This is a genomic window from Paenibacillus sp. RC334 (assembly GCF_030034735.1).
Classification (GTDB): domain Bacteria; phylum Bacillota; class Bacilli; order Paenibacillales; family Paenibacillaceae; genus Paenibacillus; species Paenibacillus terrae_A.
This window is the reverse complement of sequence record NZ_CP125370.1, coordinates 4530879-4548402: the sequence shown is the minus strand read 5'-3', so window position 1 is coordinate 4548402 and position 17524 is coordinate 4530879. Positions and strand designations below refer to the sequence as shown.

At 49.1% G+C, this 17524-nt stretch carries 17 protein-coding genes and 1 pseudogene; 9 read left to right on the top strand and 9 right to left on the bottom strand.

Annotated elements, in window-relative coordinates:
• Nucleotides 1-361 precede the first annotated feature (361 nt).
• Together QMK20_RS20895 and QMK20_RS20890 are read right to left on the bottom strand one after the other, a co-directional pair.
• Entirely contained in the window at nucleotides 362-574 is a 213-nt protein-coding gene (locus QMK20_RS20895) for a helix-turn-helix domain-containing protein (protein ID WP_283653150.1), read from the bottom strand.
• Nucleotides 575-608: 34 nt separating this feature from the next.
• The gene (locus QMK20_RS20890; RefSeq protein ID WP_283653149.1) at nucleotides 609-824 is read right to left on the bottom strand and encodes a helix-turn-helix domain-containing protein; all 216 of its coding nucleotides are present in this window, start codon (nucleotides 822-824) and stop codon (nucleotides 609-611) included.
• A gap of 153 nt (nucleotides 825-977) precedes the next feature.
• Here QMK20_RS20890 and QMK20_RS20885 point away from each other — a divergent pair, with 153 nt between their 5' ends.
• Entirely contained in the window at nucleotides 978-1637 is a 660-nt protein-coding gene (locus QMK20_RS20885; protein ID WP_283653148.1) for a hypothetical protein, read from the top strand.
• 270 nt (nucleotides 1638-1907) lie between these two features.
• Here QMK20_RS20885 and QMK20_RS20880 read toward each other — a convergent pair whose 3' ends face one another.
• The 3 genes from QMK20_RS20880 to QMK20_RS20870 form a co-directional block, all read right to left on the bottom strand.
• Nucleotides 1908-2648: a GTP pyrophosphokinase gene (locus tag QMK20_RS20880; RefSeq protein ID WP_283653147.1), complete on the bottom strand. Its 741-nt coding sequence runs from the start codon at nucleotides 2646-2648 to the stop codon at nucleotides 1908-1910.
• A 114-nt stretch (nucleotides 2649-2762) separates the two neighbouring features.
• Nucleotides 2763-3572 carry a histidinol-phosphatase gene (locus tag QMK20_RS20875; RefSeq protein ID WP_283653146.1) on the bottom strand — a complete coding sequence of 270 codons (810 nt, stop codon included), beginning with the start codon at nucleotides 3570-3572 and terminating at the stop codon, nucleotides 2763-2765.
• A 60-nt stretch (nucleotides 3573-3632) separates the two neighbouring features.
• Complete coding sequence (locus QMK20_RS20870) at nucleotides 3633-4535, bottom strand: LysR family transcriptional regulator (protein ID WP_014277800.1); 903 nt, start codon at nucleotides 4533-4535, stop codon at nucleotides 3633-3635.
• Nucleotides 4536-4962: 427 nt separating this feature from the next.
• Between QMK20_RS20870 and QMK20_RS20865 the strand changes: the two genes are divergently transcribed.
• The 5 genes from QMK20_RS20865 (at nucleotide 4963) to QMK20_RS20845 (ending at nucleotide 9778) form a co-directional block, all read left to right on the top strand.
• Nucleotides 4963-5421 (top strand): chemotaxis protein CheX, encoded by a 459-nt coding sequence (locus QMK20_RS20865; RefSeq protein WP_283653145.1) that lies wholly within the window; start codon nucleotides 4963-4965, stop codon nucleotides 5419-5421.
• 39 nt (nucleotides 5422-5460) lie between these two features.
• The gene (locus QMK20_RS20860) at nucleotides 5461-6240 is read left to right on the top strand and encodes an SDR family NAD(P)-dependent oxidoreductase (protein ID WP_283653144.1); all 780 of its coding nucleotides are present in this window, start codon (nucleotides 5461-5463) and stop codon (nucleotides 6238-6240) included.
• A gap of 155 nt (nucleotides 6241-6395) precedes the next feature.
• Entirely contained in the window at nucleotides 6396-7787 is a 1392-nt protein-coding gene (locus QMK20_RS20855) for a DEAD/DEAH box helicase (protein ID WP_283653143.1), read from the top strand.
• Nucleotides 7788-7805: 18 nt separating this feature from the next.
• Nucleotides 7806-8552: an ABC transporter ATP-binding protein gene (locus QMK20_RS20850; RefSeq protein WP_025685414.1), complete on the top strand. Its 747-nt coding sequence runs from the start codon at nucleotides 7806-7808 to the stop codon at nucleotides 8550-8552.
• A gap of 2 nt (nucleotides 8553-8554) precedes the next feature.
• Nucleotides 8555-9778 (top strand): ABC transporter permease, encoded by a 1224-nt coding sequence (locus tag QMK20_RS20845; protein ID WP_283653142.1) that lies wholly within the window; start codon nucleotides 8555-8557, stop codon nucleotides 9776-9778.
• A gap of 113 nt (nucleotides 9779-9891) precedes the next feature.
• Here QMK20_RS20845 and QMK20_RS20840 read toward each other — a convergent pair whose 3' ends face one another.
• Complete coding sequence (locus QMK20_RS20840) at nucleotides 9892-10017, bottom strand: hypothetical protein (RefSeq protein ID WP_014277794.1); 126 nt, start codon at nucleotides 10015-10017, stop codon at nucleotides 9892-9894.
• Between the two features lie 149 nt (nucleotides 10018-10166).
• Here QMK20_RS20840 and QMK20_RS20835 point away from each other — a divergent pair, with 149 nt between their 5' ends.
• Complete coding sequence (locus QMK20_RS20835; protein WP_283653141.1) at nucleotides 10167-11477, top strand: ATP-binding protein; 1311 nt, start codon at nucleotides 10167-10169, stop codon at nucleotides 11475-11477.
• Nucleotides 11478-11615: 138 nt separating this feature from the next.
• Here the strand turns inward: QMK20_RS20835 and QMK20_RS20830 are convergent.
• A pseudogene (locus tag QMK20_RS20830) lies at nucleotides 11616-12913 on the bottom strand (aminotransferase class I/II-fold pyridoxal phosphate-dependent enzyme).
• A gap of 180 nt (nucleotides 12914-13093) precedes the next feature.
• Here QMK20_RS20830 and QMK20_RS20825 point away from each other — a divergent pair.
• On the top strand, nucleotides 13094-13879 hold the full coding sequence (locus QMK20_RS20825) for a helix-turn-helix domain-containing protein (RefSeq protein WP_283653140.1): 786 nt from the start codon (nucleotides 13094-13096) through the stop codon (nucleotides 13877-13879).
• A 170-nt stretch (nucleotides 13880-14049) separates the two neighbouring features.
• Here QMK20_RS20825 and asd read toward each other — a convergent pair whose 3' ends face one another.
• Nucleotides 14050-14847 carry an archaetidylserine decarboxylase gene (gene asd / locus QMK20_RS20820; RefSeq protein ID WP_283653139.1) on the bottom strand — a complete coding sequence of 266 codons (798 nt, stop codon included), beginning with the start codon at nucleotides 14845-14847 and terminating at the stop codon, nucleotides 14050-14052.
• A gap of 88 nt (nucleotides 14848-14935) precedes the next feature.
• Entirely contained in the window at nucleotides 14936-16063 is a 1128-nt protein-coding gene (locus QMK20_RS20815) for a YheC/YheD family endospore coat-associated protein (RefSeq protein WP_283653138.1), read from the bottom strand.
• A gap of 223 nt (nucleotides 16064-16286) precedes the next feature.
• On the opposite strand from QMK20_RS20815, the gene QMK20_RS20810 reads away from it, so the two are divergent.
• Entirely contained in the window at nucleotides 16287-17447 is a 1161-nt protein-coding gene (locus tag QMK20_RS20810; protein ID WP_283653137.1) for a glycosyltransferase family 4 protein, read from the top strand.
• The last annotated feature ends 77 nt before the right edge of the window (nucleotides 17448-17524 follow it).

The following is a 17524-nucleotide window of genomic DNA, read 5'->3' as shown; positions in this document are numbered from 1 at the left end:
TCTGGATGTGTTTACTTATTTTTCACTAACTTTACCGAAATATGATACTTGGTGGCGCCTGATGAGTATGTTTCGTTTTCTATTTTTGCTCAAGTAACGGAGGGCATGACGGGAGTGGATCTGGAAGGAATTTGTCAAAGATCAGAACTATGCTTGCAATTAAGAAATGTGTTGAGTAGTATCCCGAAAAAGATTCTCATGCTTCAATGTCGAGCAATGCCATTTTAGGCTTGCTCGTTGCAATTTGAGTTTCAATAATCCTTAAAGTAGTAATTTAATTGATTTGATAACACGCCTGCTTCTTCAATTACATCACACATGGAGTTTATTTAATCCTTCCAGTTATCCCTGTATAATTTCTCTACTCAGTCTCATCGAATTGCATTAATTCTGATATGTCCTTAATATCTAAAGCGATGGCGATCCTTGTTAGCATAGCTAAATTCACTTCTTCCCGAGCATTTCTGCATAATTCCGATACTGCAGCTTGCCGGACATTTGCCATTTTTGCTAATTGTAACTGAGTGATGCCTCTTTCTTTCATAACGTCTTTAAGTTTTATGATCAGTTCCATCTTAGATTTATCTCCTAACTTGAATTGAGAGCAATTAGTTTTCTTCTTCTAACTGGATTAATTCTGATAAATCCGTAATATTCAAAGCATGAGCAATTTTTTCGATTACGGGAAAGCTAATTTCTTGTCTTGCATTACGACACATGTCAGAAATCGTGGCTTGGCGGATTCCTGTTAATTGAGACAGCTTTGTCTGAGTGATCCCTTTATTTTTCATGACAATATGTAGCTTTAATTTAACCTTCAGCAAATCTAAAACCTCCGTTGACATTATACTATCCAAAGTATATACTAAGGAACGTATAATAATGATTTACATACTATTTATCTTAACAAGGGGATATGCATCATATCCTTGGCTTTACTATTGCCATTTTACCAAAAAGAACCGGGGGAAATACATATGACTACACTAGGAAACAAACTCAACAAACAGCACATTCTGGACATTGTTCGCATGGAACCAGTTTGGCCGCAAGAAGTGGGGAGCGATGACCAAGAGATACATTATTATCACATCACTGATGCTCTGAACCGTAAATGGCAAACGATTGGCTATAATGTCTCGGACGCTATTGAAGTGTTTGAGACAGGAAAGACTGATATGTGGACACGAATCATAAAGCCAGCCCCGTTTAACCCCAAATTGAGCACGAACGATCTCATTCAAATGTTTCATATCAGCCCCGAAGATGAGCACATCCGTAACGCTATGCAAATCATACTGAACTCGGTTGAAAGGCGCAATGAATTCATTGCCCGTTCTATTTATATTAACGAACAAGACACTTTTAATCTACTCTGCAATATGAAGGGTGAATATCTTCGGTATCATCAGCTTACAGACGAGGAATTTATGGACTTGTATGTTGCAAATCCTATTGAAGCCTTATCTGTATATTTTCTGGAGTCCGTAGACATCCATCTGTATTGGGAGTGGGCAGGGGTAGGAGGTACGTGTGAGAAGGCTATTCAATATAAACAGGAGGAACCTGAAATAACTTTGATTCAAGTGATTGAGAGGGCTGAGGACGAAGTCGACCGATATGTATCCGGTTATTAACTGTTTACTGAGGAGGAGTGCGTATGTACAGAACGGGAAGATTAATTAACGGCAAACTGTTTCTAAAGACACTTGGAGGTGATTGGATCAGCCTACAGATGCTTATTGATAATCAATTTTATAGAGGTGTCGAATATGCGTAAGCGTTCGCCTTTGCAATGGGATTCTATCCTTTAAAGGGCTTATACAAACCTGAGAATCCCGTTGCAACAGCGATCGTAAGATCAAATCATTCGCGTAGCGATGAAATCACTAACGAAGCCTGTCCAATTACTCTCCGAGCAGCTTCAAAAAGTTGGCTGGCACCGAAAATTGCTGATTATTAATGATAATCTTCCGAATCTCTTCAATAGAGTCTTCTTCACCTTGGGCGTCTTTAATCTCTTTAATTTCACGGTGGAGACGTTCCATTTGGAGGTCAAGCGCATTGGCTGAATCTGCCGCATTTTTTAATTCGCGTGTCAGGCTTTCAGGAACGGACTGGTTGTATTTATAAAAGATTTTATGCTCCAGACTGGCCCAGAAATCCATCGCAATCGTCCGAATTTGTACCTCTACGCAGACCAGCTCCTGGCAGTCGGACATGAATACAGGAACCTGGATCAACAGATGCAGACTTTGGTAACCGTTTGGTTTGGGATTTTTGATGTAATCCTTGACCTCCAGCACCTTCAAATCACTTTGTCTCTGTAACATGTCACTTACATCATAAATGTCCGAAATAAAAGAGCAGGTAATGCGTAGTCCCGCGATATCCTTAATGTTATCCTTGACGGCAGCGAGGGAAAGCTCACTATTTTTACGAAGCATTTTGTTCATGATGCTCTCAGGGGATTTGAGGCGCGATTTGGTATGCTCAATAGGGCTATAATCGTGCAACGCCTGAAATTCCTGCTTTAGTATTTCAATCTTGGTTTCCATTTCGTCGAGTGCAAATTTATAGATCAGCATAAAACGCGTGATATCGTGCTTTAGCTTTTTGATCTTGTCCATCGGGTCTTCCAGATACATATGTAATTCTCCTCACACATAGATGTCGTAAAATGTAAATAATATTTAAAATAATGGAGCCGTGTGGTTTAAGGTGGTTGGCAGCGAAGCGGCAATTCCCACCCTAAACAAATTTTAAAGCGGCACCGAAATTTTACGTTTTTGTTTAAAATAAACCCATTCGCGGAAGCCAATATCCTTCAGCATCGCCTTCACTTCGTCCCAATCATCGCCTACCCGAGCAGGTTTATGGGCATCTGAACCAAAAGTGACCTCTACGCCAAAATGATGCGCTCTTTCTAAAATAGGAACGGACGGGTACCATCCGCCACTGAGCTTGGTTTTGCCTGATGTGTTAATTTCAATGGCAACATCGGATTCTGCAATCACTTTCAAGGTTTCATCAATCGCTTCATCGGCAGGAATATCTGAGAAAGCCGGGAAATTCCCCTTCATCGCGTCGATATGACCCAAAATCTGAAACATACCGCTCCGCGCAGATTCCTGAATGAGCGCATAGTAAGCTTGTTTGACCTCGATTTTGCGTGCATCACTTACGTCATTCCAACGGCTACGATTAAAAATGCTGTCTCCCTCAACGTTGTGGATCGACCCAATGAGGTAGTCGAACGGATAAGGGGCCAGGGTGGAACGGTACAGTTCTGCAAAATCAGGAAAATAATCTGTTTCCAATCCGAGCAGCACGTCAATACGGCCTTCGTATTCCTTCTGTAGCTGCTGTACCTCTTCTACGTACTCGGCAAGCTGTGATTTCGCCATATAAATTTTCGGAAAAGCCTGATCCTGCTCGCTGCATAAGAAGGGGGAGTGGTCTGAAATACCAATTGCCTGTAAACCGGACTGAATGCCTGCTTCGATATAGTCCCGAATATTTCCGTCTGCATGACCGCAGCGGAAATGATGGGTGTGCAGATCAAATTTCATAGAATGTCGTCCTCTCGTATTTAAGGTTTGTATTTCGTATGGTGTTTCTAGCGGAGTGCGCTATTCAGAACTAATAAAATTGGTTTCCGGCATACCCTTTAGATCGCTTAGAAACTGCTGCATAGCGGAGTTCAGATATCGGCCGGATTTATAAATGACTCCCACCGGATGGCTAACCTCCAGCTCGGTAATCTGGATCATTTTCAATGTACCCGCACGTAGCTCGGGAGTGACCGACAGCCTGGATATAATGGCAGCGCCCAGATTGATCTCGACCATCCGTTTGACTTCCTCGCTGCTGGACAATTCGATCACGACATGAGGCACAATTTGGTGTTTTTTAAATACATCGTCCACGAATTTTCGTCCTACCGTATCGGGTGAGAGCAGAATAAGTGGAATTTCCCGAAGGGCTTCAATGGTAGCATGCGGTTGGGAGGCCAGCGGATGAGTGGGCGATACGACAAGCTCAAAGGAATCGTAATACAAAATCGAAGTGCTCAAATTTGGATTACGTTCGATCAAGTAACCGATGCCAACATCAATAAGCCCGTTTTCCACCTGTTGATAAATCATGGAGGAAGCCATGGATTGAATGGAGGTTTTGATGAGCGGGAATTGATCCTGAAAGTAGGAAAGTACACGTGGTAAAATTTGAATGGCGATGGACGTCGTAGTGCCCAGCGCAATATGACCCTGCGGCGTTTCGTTCAGATCGTACAATTTTTGTCGTAGTTCCTCGACAACACTCAAGATCCGCTCTGCATGTTCCAAAAAAACAGCCCCTCGGTCGGTCAGGGTGACGGGTTGGTTGCGGTCGATCAGAATGGTCTTGAACTCGTCCTCCAGACTTTTGATTTGGGCGGATACCGCCGGCTGCGTCAAATTGAGAAGTTCTCCGGCTTTGCGGAAGCTCATCGTTTTGGAAATCATGATAAGTGTTTCAAGTTGACTGATGTTCATGAAGTTCCTCCTCTCTTTTCTTAATTCTGTCGCAGCAGCACAGCCTGAGGATTTTTCACAAATCCACATGTGCATATGTAAAACCATCGTTATGCTTATTTCATTAAATTATAGGTTATTCGAGCGGGAAGGGCAATGAATCGAAGCAGAACACAGTGAAGTATGGTATATTGGAAAATAAAGACTAAAGTCCTGCTATACATCAAAAGTAACCCATTTGAATTCGATGGAAAGCAATGGAATAGGACATTATTCACATTTTTTGTGATTCGGCTATAAAAAATTGCTGGATAGCTGTCGATAAGTGATAGAGAGAGTATTTTACTGAAGGTTGATTCGTTATGCATCATTTTGAAAAATAAAATTCTAATTAAAATGGGACTTTTGTTGTGTGTCTAAAAGCCCATCGTAAAGGGGCGCAATGATCGTGAAGGCAGAAGTGATAAATCCTTTTTTGGAGTCGGCGCGGCGGGTCATTGAACAATTGATCCAAATCTCTCCCTCACCCGGCGATCTCGGTGTGAAAAATGTCGAGCTGGTGGAAGACCATATTTGGATTATGATCGGGATGACCGGACAGCTTAGCGGAAATATTGTGTTCGGCCTGAATGAACAGGTAGCGTTGCGCATGGTTTCGGCGATGATGGGCGGATTCGTTTTGACTGAAATTGATGAGATGGGCAAAAGCGCCATTTCGGAATTGGGCAATATGATCAGCGGTAATGCCAGCACGATTTTGTCCAATCAGGGGATTGTAGTCGACATTACGCCTCCGCAGGTCATGAAGTCGGAAAACTTGACCTCCTTCGTACCTCAGCGTGCCCTTTATATTCCGCTTACGATGGAAGGAATCGGTGAGCTGGATATTCAGGTGATGATCTCTTAATATTAAAGAAGCAGGTTTCTTTAATATGGAGGGATGACCATGAGTACATTGCAAAACAAGGTGGTTGTCATTACAGGGGCATCCAGTGGAATTGGTGCCCTTTGCGCACGGTTGCTGAGCGAAAAGGGCGCGATTCCTATTTTGACAGCGCGTTCGCAGGAACGGTTGGATCAAGTGTCGGCGGGAATTAGCGGCAGGCATGAGCTGATCCCTCTGGATGTCACTCGTCAGGAGCAGGTAGAGGCCGTGGCTGCCCGTGTGATGGAGCAGTACGGACGGGTCGATATTTTGCTCAACAACGCAGGTTACGGGAAGTTTGAGTATTTTCATGAGACAGACCTGACAGAGTTTGAACAAATGATGGATGTGAACTATATGGGTGCTGTCCGTTGTATCAAGGCGTTTCTGCCGCAAATGACGGCAAGAGGTACAGGTCAGATCGTCAATGTGGCATCCATGGCGGGAAAAATCGGGACAGCCAAATCGTCCTCCTACACAGCAACGAAGCATGCGCTGCTAGGGTTCAGCAATGCGCTTCGGCAGGAGCTGCGCGGGAGCGGAGTTACGGTAACGACGATTAATCCCGGACCGATTGACACGCCGTTTTTTGACCTCGCTGATCCTTCGGGCGGATATGTCCGTAATGTAGGCTGGTTTATGCTAAAGCCGGACAAGGTGGCGCAGCACATCGTGAGAGCGATGGAGCTTCGCAAGGAGGAGGTTAATCTGCCACGGTGGATATCTCCTTTTCTCAAGCTGTATCAGCTTGCTCCCAGACTGACCGACAGGCTGGGCCATGGCGTGATGAACAAAAAATAAAGGATGTCCCGCAAGCCATGTGATGGTGGAGGGACATCTTTTTTTTGTTATTTCGTAGCAAAGGAGGGCGGGACTAAATATCTGCATTTGGTTGCAGGGCTGTTTTCGCATATAATGGAGAGTAACGAATTTACGTATAGGGGTTGGACCTTTTCATGACATTGAATTTTGAATCGCTCGGCGTTGAACAAGACCTGTTGACCAAGCTGGCTGAGCATGAGATTACGCAGCCTTCGCCAGTTCAGGCGCAGGCTATACCAGAAATGATCAAGGGCAGGCATGTATTGGCGCGTTCGCAGACCGGCACAGGGAAGACGCTGGCTTATTTGCTGCCGCTGCTGCAAGCCATTGACCCGCAGAAAAAGGCTACGCAAAAGCTGATCCTGGCTCCCAGTCAGGAGCTGGCGATGCAAATTGTACGCGAAGGTCAGCGTTATGGGGAGCATCGCGGCATCCGTGTACTCGGCCTGATCGGTGGAGCGGCAGTCAAGCGCCAGATCGAGAAGCTGAAGGACCATCCGCAGCTTGTGGTTGGCACACCGGGACGTGTACGGGAACTTATCGCTTCCAAGAAGCTGAAAATGCACAACATTACAACCATCGTCATCGATGAGGTGGATCAGATGTTCCAGCTCGGGGGAGCAGGCGATGTCACGAACATCTTGGGCACTGCCCAGCGTGACCGTCAGTTAGTATTTTTGTCCGCGACGCTGAACGACGAAATTCAAGCGTTGGCCAAGCGGGAAATGCAGGATTACGTGGAAATCGGGATTGATCCTGACCAGAAGACGGCCAGCGGTTTGGAACACTACTACTTTGTATCCGAAGAACGGGATAAGGTGGACATGCTGCGCCGACTGGTGCGTCATTTTAATCCGAGAAAAGCACTGGTGTTCGTCAATACAACCAATGCCATCGGGGAGATTGAGGCCAAGCTCAAGCATATGGGACTGACTACAGCATCCCTGTACGGTGATGCGGACAAAGTTACACGTACCAACGTGCTGGCCCAGTTTCGTGCGGACAAGCTCAAGGTGCTGATTGCTTCCGATGTGGCAGCCCGTGGTCTGGATATTGAGGGACTGGAGATGGTGATCCATTTTGATCCGGCTACGGACAGTCAGGCTTATGTTCACCGTGCAGGACGGACCGGACGAATGGGACGTAAAGGATTGGTTGCGTCGGTTGTTACCGACCGTGAAACATTCATCATGCGTAAATTTTCCCGTGAACTGGGCATCGACATTGCGGAGCGTGCGTTGCACGGAGGCCGGGTTGTCGTGCCGCGTCCGGTGGATGCCAAGCGAGCGCCTGCAAGGCCATCCGAAGCCAGACCTACTTCTGACGGAGCACCAGTGGAAAGCCGCAAGGCACCTGCCCGCGGTGAGAACGGTCGTCCTGGCAGAACTGCGGCAAATAGCTCGGCTCCAGGCAAGAGCAAAGGAGCAGCTTTGTCCAAAGCAGGGAAAGCGCAGCGCGAGCGTGATCGTAAAAATAAGGGAGCACCAAGATGGCTGAAGGAAAAAGGGTCAAAACCGAACGGATAAGTGAGAAGAGGGGGAGCCATGGAACAACAGCCTGTATTGCAAATTAATGGACTGACAGGCGGATACAGCGCCAAGCGCCCGGTGCTGCACCAGATTTCTCTGGATGTAAAGCCGGGCGAAATGGTGGGGCTGATCGGTCTGAATGGAGCCGGGAAAAGTACGACGATGAAGCATATTTTGGGTCTGATGACACCGCAGGCGGGAGAAATCCGCGTGCAGGGACATAAGCAGGCGGAAAATCCCGAGCAGTATCAGGGAGCCATTGCTTTTGTACCCGAGTCTCCAGAGCTGTATCCCGAAATGACCGTGATGGAGCATATGGAATTCACCGCCAGAGCGTATGGAGTCAGTGAAGCTGATTTCCGCACCCGCAGTGACCAAATGCTGGACTTGTTCCGTATGCGGGATAAGAGCGGAAGCATGTCGATGCATCTTTCCAAAGGGATGCGCCAGAAAGTGATGATTATGTGCGCATTTTTGGCGGGGCCGCCGCTGTATGTGATTGATGAGCCATTTTTGGGTCTGGACCCGCTCGGTATTCGTTCCCTGCTTGATTTTATGCTGGAAATGAAGCGCTCGGGCTCGTCCATTTTACTTAGTTCTCATATTTTGTCCACGATTGAAAATTATTGTGATCGTTTCATTGTGCTTCATCAGGGTGCCATCATTGCACAGGGCACGCTGGACGAAGTGACAGCACAGGCGGGTAAGCCGGGCATGCCGCTGGAAGATGCATTTTATGAGCTGGTACAGGGCAGGGAATGAGCATGGATTTGCAACGTATACATAAAGAAAGACGTGTTGCGTTCTGGGGACAAGTGCTGCCTTATCTCGGCTATGTCATTCAGAGCGGTCTGGCGGTCGTCTTCGGCTTTGCGCTGATTGCCTTTGCCGCATGGTACACGTCGTTGATTATGCATATCCCGCCGGATTTGCCCATCCGCTGGATTATGCTCATTGTAGCTGTTCCGGTCGCTCATGTGAGCTTCCGTACGTATTTGAATGAAGCCGATATCGTCTTCCTGCGTCCGCAGGAGTATGCGATGCACCAATATTTTAAGTCCAGCCGTATCCGTGGCGTAGTGTACAAAATATTCGGCCTGCTGTTGCTGCTTGTGATCGCGTGGCCGCTGTATATCCGCAGCGACACTGCGCCTAAGTCACTGCTGCTGACCATACTGCTGTTCGTGCTGCTGAAGCTGCTGTTCAGCTATGGCGGCTGGCAGGAGCTGCGCATGGTATCGCGCGGCGCGAGTATGGGGTATCGTCTGCTTCGCTGGGCGCTGGCAGTGCTGCTGGTAGCCGCATGGCTGTGGCAGCCTCCGCTGCGCAGCTTGCCGTTTATCATACTGGTAGGTGTGGTGTACGTGCTTGTCCTGCGTTTTCCGGTCAAACTGCTGGTGGCATGGGAAACCCTGATCCGCACAGAAGGTATTCAGGCTGCCCGTGTGATGCGTACTTTGGGCTGGTTTGTTGATGTGCCGGCCCTTACGCAGAGAGTGACTCCGCGTCGTTGGTTGTCCTGGTTGGGTGGTAACATACCGTGGGACAAAAGGGGAGCTTATCGTTACCTGCTGTTCAAGACCTTTGTGCGCACAGAGCCTGTGGGGATGGTGATACGACTGGGTATCCTCGGCCTGTTGATTATATGGATCACGCATACGAGCTGGATCGGTATCGCTGTGTATGTATTTTTTATATTCCTGATCGGCGTGCAGATTACTTCGCTAAGGCAGTACCACAAGGATTCGCTATGGCTCCAGCTCTATCCGCTTCCTGCACATACCCGCCGCGCGTCTTTCCTGGACTTTGTTGTCCGGCTGCTGTTGCCGGTTGCGGTCGTCCTGTGGCTTCCTTTTTTGTTGAGAGGAACTGAAGGGATGATCTCCATGCTGCTTACGCTGGCTGGTGGAGTGTTGGTAGTATACCTGGTACGAGGCGCTCAGGCGAAGAAATGGCGCCTGGACGGTCAAGATGAAGAAGAAGTTTAATCCTGTGTGGATAAAGCAAAGGTTATTCCGCAAGCAGCAAGGGCTGTTTGCAGAATAACCTTTTTTCGTGGGAAGCTGCTATTTGTCAGCCGTGGGCGCAGATGTCCGTCTGCTTAAATGAAAATCGTTTTGCTGATGATCACTAACAAAATGAACAGCACCAGAATCGTTCCTGTGCTTGTGAATGCGCCGAAACCACCGTAACCACCGTAACCGCCTCTTGTTTCTTCTGCTCCCATGCTCATTCTCCTCTCGGTCATCGTGATGTAGGATACACCGTATATTATGAAGCGCATTTTCGTATTGCTTGGGCCAATGTGGAGGTACATTGCCGGATCGCCTTATTTTTTTCAACGGATAGGGGGGGATAGAGAGGAAAAGCCACGTTTTGTCGAGAATAGAAGAAGTATGTAATCATTATCACTTGGAAAGTGGGAACAACGAGATGCTGGCAGACAAGCTGCTCGTGAATATATTTCTGGTTTTTGTACCCTTGCTGGTGTATAGCACTTTATCGGATCATCGACATATGAAACATGCCCCATTGCTCATGGGAGGGGTGCTGGGTATCTCTTCTGTGCTTTGTCTTATTTTCTCGTATAGCTGGTATGGCTTGTTTTGGGATCTCCGATATGTTCCGCTGATCCTCTCCGTTTTATATTTTGGACCCGGAGCAGGACTGGTGAATATAACACTCATGGTGATGGCTCGCATTTATGTTGGACCTGATTCCATCGGGGTGGGGCTGATTAGCATGCTGCTATGTTATCTCGTACCTCTCTTGGTGAGAAAAAGATTTATGCAGCTCAAAGGTATGCTGCCCCGAGTGTGGATAAACTTGCTCATGAGTGTATGGATGAATGTGATTATGCTGGTTATTCTTATGATGCATTCCTGGGCCAACGGCAGACTGGATCAGGATGAAGCCGAGCTGTTCAAGGGGGTTCTCTGGTTTGCTATAATTCAATTTCTAAGTATCGGAGCCGCCTCTTGCTGGATGGAGTTTAGTCTGGAGCGGGAAGAGATGAGAAAAAAGATCAAATATGCTGAACGTCTCAATACGTTAGGGGAACTGGCCGCCTCCATGGCTCACGAAGTTCGAAATCCGTTGACAGTCGTTAAAGGGTTTCTGCAAATGGTTCAGTCAGGGCTGGAAGGGAAAAACCGCAGATATATGGCGCTGGCGCTGGCGGAGGTGGATCGGGCTGAAAGAATCATTAGCGACTATTTGAATTTATCCAAGCCGCAGATTGGGAAGACAGAGCTGATGGATCTGTCCGGCATGGTTCAACAGATTGTTCTGCTCCTGAAACCGATGGCGACCAAGCAAGGCGTAAGAATGCAGACGGAGCTAAGGAATGATATATATCTACATACGGATCGTAATCAACTGTTGCAGGCGTTAATTCATATCACGAAAAATGCGATTGAGGCTGCGGAAGATGGAGGCGAGGTAGACATAAAGCTGGCAGTTCAGGAAGAGAAGGCATGTCTGAATATCAAGGATACTGGAAAAGGCATGAGCCCGGAACATCTGGAGCGGGTAGGCACTTTGTTTTTTTCGACCAAAGAAGTAGGAACAGGGCTGGGAACAGCAGTCTCCTTTCGCATGATTGAAGCGATGAACGGCAGTATACGGTATGAGAGCGAGCCGGGAGCGGGTACGGAGGTTATCATTTTGCTGCCGCTGGCACAATAATCTTTGCTGGCTGCTGAGGGATAAGTGCTTCGAGTTGTGAATGAATCGTTCAGCAGGGGATATAAAAAAACGGTATGCCGCAACATCCGGCACACCGCTCCATCCAGCTATAACTCTAACCAGTCAGTACCGATTAGATTAGGCGTTCAATAAGTCTTGCACACCACGATACACAATGTCGTACAAGTCTTCCAGATATTCTTCCTCGATACAGGAGAACGCGATACGGAGATCATGCTCACCCAGCGCAATCGTTCCCACCCCATATTGCTCCAGCAGATGTGTGCGCAATTGTTCGGCGGATAAGCCGTTCAGCTTGAGACACATGAAATAACCCGAGTTGAAAGGATAGTAACTCCATACATCTCCGTATTTTCCGCTATCAAGTAACGCCTTGACCTTGTTGGCCCGGCCTTTCATGATTTGGAACTTTTCTTCCTTCTGTTGCTCAAAATCCGGTGATTTGAGAGCATCCAGCACGAAGGTTTGCGACGGGTGAGGGCCGCTGGAAATCGTTGCCCGTATAATTCCCAGTGTTTTTTGCTCCAGTGCGCTCAGCACGTCCTGATGTTCCGAAGCAAAGGTAATAAATCCGACACGGAAGCCCCAAACGAATTCTTCTTTGGTAGCTCCGTCAATTTTGACTGGTAAAATTCTTGGATGAAGTCCAGCCAACTGGCCGAATAGCGATTCATGCAGCGAATCCTCGAAGAACAGGCCAAAATAAGCGTCATCTGTCACAACTACAACATTGATGCCTGCTTCTGCTGCTTCCTGAATGGCAGCAACAATCGCTTTGCCTTCTTCGATTCCCGGTGTATAGCCGGTCGGGTTGTTCGGGAAGTTCAGCACAACGATGGCTTTGCCGTATTCCTTCTGCGCCAGCAGCGCTTCACGTAACCCCTCACTATTAAAACGTTGATCCTCTGTGAACAACGGGAAATTCACCAATCGTCCATGACGGCGAATACCGAAGGTCAGCTCATAATTTTCCCAGTTCTTGTCCGGATAAATGACAGCATCCCCTTCATCCGTAAACAGGTCGGCAACGATGCTCAATCCATGAGTCAGCGCGTTCGTAACCACCGGTAGGCCGTAGCTTTTTCCAGCGAGCGACGGGTTTTCCTTCAGCATTTTTTCCCGCCATACACTACGCAGTTCAGGCTTGCCCGCAGGGGGGCATAAGGGTACAGGTCCTTGGGGCTGTATGCGGACAGCTTCTCCTGAATGACCCCCAAATGCATAGGGCCGCTGCCCTCGGTAGCAATACCAATCGTAGCGTTGTACTTCTTGGCAAGTTTCCCCGCCTCTGCGGATTGACTCAAAATTCCTTCTTTTGGGAAATAAATCTCTTTACCTAAAAGAGAAAGCATTTCATATACATGCTCGTTGCTTGCCTGAATGTTGCGGTTTAACTGCGCTGCCAGTGGATTCATTCCGGTTTCATCCTTCCAAGTCATTTTGATTACATATTATAGCATCACACACGGTAAGCGTCACGCAAAAGCGTTCCTGAAAAAGAAGGCTTTATTTTTTGCGTAATGGCTGTTCTGCGCTTATATTATAATTTAACGGGATCAGGGACAACGAAAGAATAGCATAAGGAGGTGCAGATTTTGCTGGATACGTCTGCGTCATCGTTCATCCTGTTGTCCGCCTTTGCCAAAATTGTGTGCGAGCCGGGCTGGAAATGGCAGGTGCGTGAAAGGCCGATGCCAAACTATGATTTATTTTATGTATGGAGCGGTGAAGGAACGGTTGTATTGAACGGGGAGTCCTATCCGGTAAGCAAAGGAAGCTGCTTCCTGTTCAAGCCGGGGGATGATACCCGAGCTACACATAACCCGCAAAAGCCGCTAATACTTACCTATATTCATTTTGATCTTACCGAGCAGCCGGAGATCATACCTGCAAGCTATCGTATGCTGGAGGAAACGATCGAGGTGGAGCATATGCTTGCCAGGTACGTCCGTCTGCGCCTGGAACGTGCTTACGGGGCCGAGGAGGAGTGCAGGCTAATCCTGAAGCAGCTCATGATACATCTGCTGCGTGCCGACCGCAAGGAGCCGCAGGAGCGGTCGGCCAGCCACCAGCTCACCGAGGTCATCCGGGAAACGGCCAATTATGTGCGCCAGCATCCCGGGCTTCCTCATCGCGTCGAGGATTTGGCGGCACGGGCAGGGCTGTCACCGCGCTATTTTTCAATCAAATTCAAGGAGTTGCTGGGTGTTTCCGCTCAATCTCATATCATCAGCATGCGAATTGAGCGCGCACAGCATCTGTTACTACATGCCGGAATGAATGTGACTGAGGTGGCAGAGGCTTTGGGATACCGCGATATTTTTTTCTTCAGCCGCCAATTCAAGCAGTACACGGGGAAAAGTCCATCCGAGATCAGCTGAAGGAATGAGCGGGTGGACAGGCTGTAGCCAAGCGACGGAGCGGTGAACGTGTGGTTCTGAGCATATTTCCTATAACGAATAAAAAGATAAACACAAAAAAGGACCTGAGCAATGATGTCGGGTCCTTTATCATATATGTTGCTGTTGTCATGCTGTAACGGCAAACGTGCTTACACTTTGGGATCGTGCCGGAAGCAACCGAGACGCTGCCCCATTCTAACCACATCTCCCAGCTTCAGCGCAGGGTCAGGATCAAACGTGCCGTTTTCGGTCAGCAAAACGACGGTTGATCCAAACTCGAAATATGCGAGATCCTCGCCTTTTTCCCATGAGACAGCTTCATCATCGGTGTATTTGATGCTGCTTACATTCATCGCGCCAACCTTGACGACCGCCACCTCGCCGTATTCATGGGCTATGTACGTAATCTGCCGTTCATTGCGGCTCAGAACCGCTCTCATGTGCTGTAAGCCGAAGTCATTCACCGGATATACCTTGCCGCGCAAATGCTCCTTCTCCACCAGTGTACCGGATACCGGCGCATGAATACGATGATAATCGGTCGGGCTGAGATACAGCACAAAGGCATAGCCGTGCGTGTATTTCTCAAGACGCGGCGAACGGTTAAGCAACTCATCCAGCGTATAGTCCTGACCTTTGACATTCAAAATAGTGCCGGACGTAATTGGGCCAGTGAACGTAATCCGCGCATCCACCGGGCTGGTCATCACCTCGGCGTTCGTATCAATCGGGCGCATGCCCGCTTTTAATTTGCGTGTAAAATAGGCGTTCAGGGAACGGTATTCCTTCCATTCCTGTTCAGCCTCATGCGTCTGGATCTGGTACGTACGTATAAAGGTGGGGATAAAAAGTCGGCTTGCACCGCTTTGCGCGAAGGAACCCACAACCCGGCACACCCACTTGCGCGATGATAGCTCAGTCATGAGCCGCAGCCACTGTTTTGCCATTTCAGATCCCCCTTGTTCATTTCCGAGCCGTCTTGGCCGGAACATGTCCGGCCGCTCTGAATTATATTGACACAGAATGTGACGTAAATCAATACAGTGGACGGTCGAGTGAACGGGCAGTGTCCGCCGGGGGCATCCGTTCGAGAAGCCAACGTGCGTAAGCCATCGGCTTAGTGTACGTTTCTTTCCAGACATTGTTCATGCCCGCCTGGCTGAATCCGTAGCGCTGATCGCGACCGTTGCATTCGATAAAAACAATCTTGCCTTCTTGCGTAATGCCCAGGTCCAGACCGACATCGGCGAGCCGGGGAAGGTTTTGTGCCAGCCTATGGACGATTTGCAACGCGAGCCTTTCCAATTCATTCATTAGACGGGCTGCGTTCATTGGCTGAGCCGTTTGTACCTGTGACAGCACCTCTGGCAAGAAACGGGCTGAGCCACCCTGCGCCACATTGGAAACGAAGGTGTGGGAGGGAGCAATTTTGGCAAACATGCCCGTTACGCTCCAAATGCTGCCATATCCGCGTTGAACCGTCACGCGAATATCAAAAGGGCGGTTGTTATACAAAGCGAGCGGTAAAGTTTCCTGCACGATATGAGGACTATGCAACAGCCGCTTGTGCAGAAATGAAGGCAGTTCTCCAGCATGCAGGCGCAGTGTAGTCCAGCGATCGGGTACAGCGGGATGTGCGCATTGTAAAGTCCAGTCACTACGGGAATGTCTCAGGCGCATAATTCCTTTGCCGATGCTCCCGCTGCTTGGTTTGATGATGACATCTCCGGTCTGCTCCATCAAGGTACGAATCGAAGCCGGATTGCCTTGTAGCGTTCGCGGAAGATGGGGGTGCAGCAGAGGGTCTTCCTGCAATATCGCATGTATGTGGTCCTTACGGAAACGGTTTTGTTCATTAAAGATATAAATTCCGTTCTGCACCAGTCTGTTGATTTCACGGGCGTTTTCGTTTTGCCGATAGAGAGTCCGATTGTGGATGACCCGTGGCAACGGGAGAGTCATCTGCTGATAGCCGTTACCGTGTTTAACAAAAGCCCGGCATGTTCCGGTCGGTATATGAATTTCCTCCAAACGAAGAAAGCAGGGGATTAGCTCATGGCTCAACCCGGTGTCCACGTAATTGGCGAGTGATTCATATCCGGTCCTCATGGCGGGGATGCCCCGGTACGTTGCCGGGTTGAGCATGACGCCGACATGCAGCATGGGTATGTCCGCCCTTCCTTGTTGTGACTCCAACTGACAATTCAGTGGTTCTAGTCCATCATATGTATCAAAGATCGGCCAGGCATGGACGGTAGCCTTGCTGCTTGCCCAAAGTGAGGAGCCAGGCACCTTTCAGGCAGGGGGACGATATGATACACCATGAGTGTTGAAGAGAATTTGCAGGAGAGAGCTTGAATCAAAGAGGAAAGAAGGTGCAGGGCTGATGCAGAGGCCGAAGGTAGCAGTTATTACACCGGGCTCTTTTGTTATACCTTCGCCCCGCAGCAGCTCGGTGGAGCGGGTTATTGCCCATACGGTACCGCTGGCCAGCGATAAGCTTCAGGTACAGATATATGGCATACGGGGAGAAGAGGTACCGGATAACGCCGATGTGGACGGGGTGCCATGCATACGTTATAAGCAGGGGCCAAGTTATATTCCCGAGGTGATTGCTGACCTGAAAAGATGGTCACCTGCGGTGGTGGATGTACACAACCGCCCGGCTGCGGCATATGCGATTCACAACGCTTTGCCCGATAGCCGGGTCGTGCTAACTTTGCATTCGACCACTTTCATCCGGGAGCCGCACCTCAAACGGAAGGAAGTGGATCGATCTCTGCAGCCGATGGAGCGGATCATCGTGAACAGCGCCTACATGCGGGCAGCCGTGACCGCTGACAGCTCTGATGCTGTCAGGCAACGCATCGCTATAAATGAGCTGGGCATTCATCCCGGCGATTTCCTGCCGCGCTGGACCCCTGCGGCGGAAGCGGTCAGAGCGGCACGGCTGAACGATTTCGGCTGGGAAGGCCGTCGCATCGTACTCTACGCGGGCAGGCTGGTACCGGGTAAAGGCGTTCATCGGCTGCTCAAGGCCCTGCCGCGCATCGCCCGTACCTGCCCGGATGTGCTGCTGCTCATTGCGGGCAGCGCCTATTACGGGCAGGATCGCCTCACGCCTTACTCGGTGTCGCTGCATCGGCAGACGCGTAAGCTCAGGATGGGAAAGCACGTCAAGTTTCTCGACTATGTTCCCCATCCGGCATTGGCCTCGCTATATCAGTTGGCCGATGTGACCGTTGTTCCTTCGGTGAGAGATGAGGCCTTCGGGCTGGTCAATCTGGAGGCGATGGCCGCAGGCGTGCCCGTAGTTGCTTCCCATACAGGCGGCATTCCGGAGATTGTACGGCACGGGGAGACGGGCTGGCTTGTTTCGCCATCTCAGGGGGAGCAGGAAATGGCCGCTGCCGTCATCGGACTGCTTCAGCAGCCTGAATTGCGGCGGCGCATGGGAGAGGCCGGGCTTAACGAGGTGCGAAAACGATTTTTATGGCAGCATTCAGCACAGCGCTGGGCGCAAATCATGCTGGATTGCGTAACGTAGTGACATGAGCCCAGCTGTGAGCATAGGCTATCGTATAGGCATTAGCATAATTCCCAGCCGGGTGAATGAAGCGGAGC

Excerpts from the sequence above, each read along its gene's own strand:
- QMK20_RS20895 (WP_283653150.1), bottom strand. The coding sequence starts at position 574 with ATGGAACTGATCATAAAACTTAAAGACGTTATGAAAGAAAGAGGCATC.
- QMK20_RS20885 (WP_283653148.1), top strand. The coding sequence starts at position 978 with ATGACTACACTAGGAAACAAACTCAACAAACAGCACATTCTGGACATT.
- QMK20_RS20880 (WP_283653147.1), bottom strand. The coding sequence starts at position 2,648 with ATGTATCTGGAAGACCCGATGGACAAGATCAAAAAGCTAAAGCACGAT.
- QMK20_RS20875 (WP_283653146.1), bottom strand. The coding sequence starts at position 3,572 with ATGAAATTTGATCTGCACACCCATCATTTCCGCTGCGGTCATGCAGAC.
- QMK20_RS20870 (WP_014277800.1), bottom strand. The coding sequence starts at position 4,535 with ATGAACATCAGTCAACTTGAAACACTTATCATGATTTCCAAAACGATG.
- QMK20_RS20860 (WP_283653144.1), top strand. The coding sequence starts at position 5,461 with ATGAGTACATTGCAAAACAAGGTGGTTGTCATTACAGGGGCATCCAGT.
- QMK20_RS20855 (WP_283653143.1), top strand. The coding sequence starts at position 6,396 with ATGACATTGAATTTTGAATCGCTCGGCGTTGAACAAGACCTGTTGACC.
- QMK20_RS20850 (WP_025685414.1), top strand. The coding sequence starts at position 7,806 with ATGGAACAACAGCCTGTATTGCAAATTAATGGACTGACAGGCGGATAC.
- QMK20_RS20845 (WP_283653142.1), top strand. The coding sequence starts at position 8,555 with ATGGATTTGCAACGTATACATAAAGAAAGACGTGTTGCGTTCTGGGGA.
- QMK20_RS20840 (WP_014277794.1), bottom strand. The coding sequence starts at position 10,017 with ATGGGAGCAGAAGAAACAAGAGGCGGTTACGGTGGTTACGGTGGTTTC.
- asd (WP_283653139.1), bottom strand. The coding sequence starts at position 14,847 with ATGGCAAAACAGTGGCTGCGGCTCATGACTGAGCTATCATCGCGCAAG.
- QMK20_RS20815 (WP_283653138.1), bottom strand. The coding sequence starts at position 16,063 with ATGCTGCATGTCGGCGTCATGCTCAACCCGGCAACGTACCGGGGCATC.
- QMK20_RS20810 (WP_283653137.1), top strand. The coding sequence starts at position 16,287 with ATGCAGAGGCCGAAGGTAGCAGTTATTACACCGGGCTCTTTTGTTATA.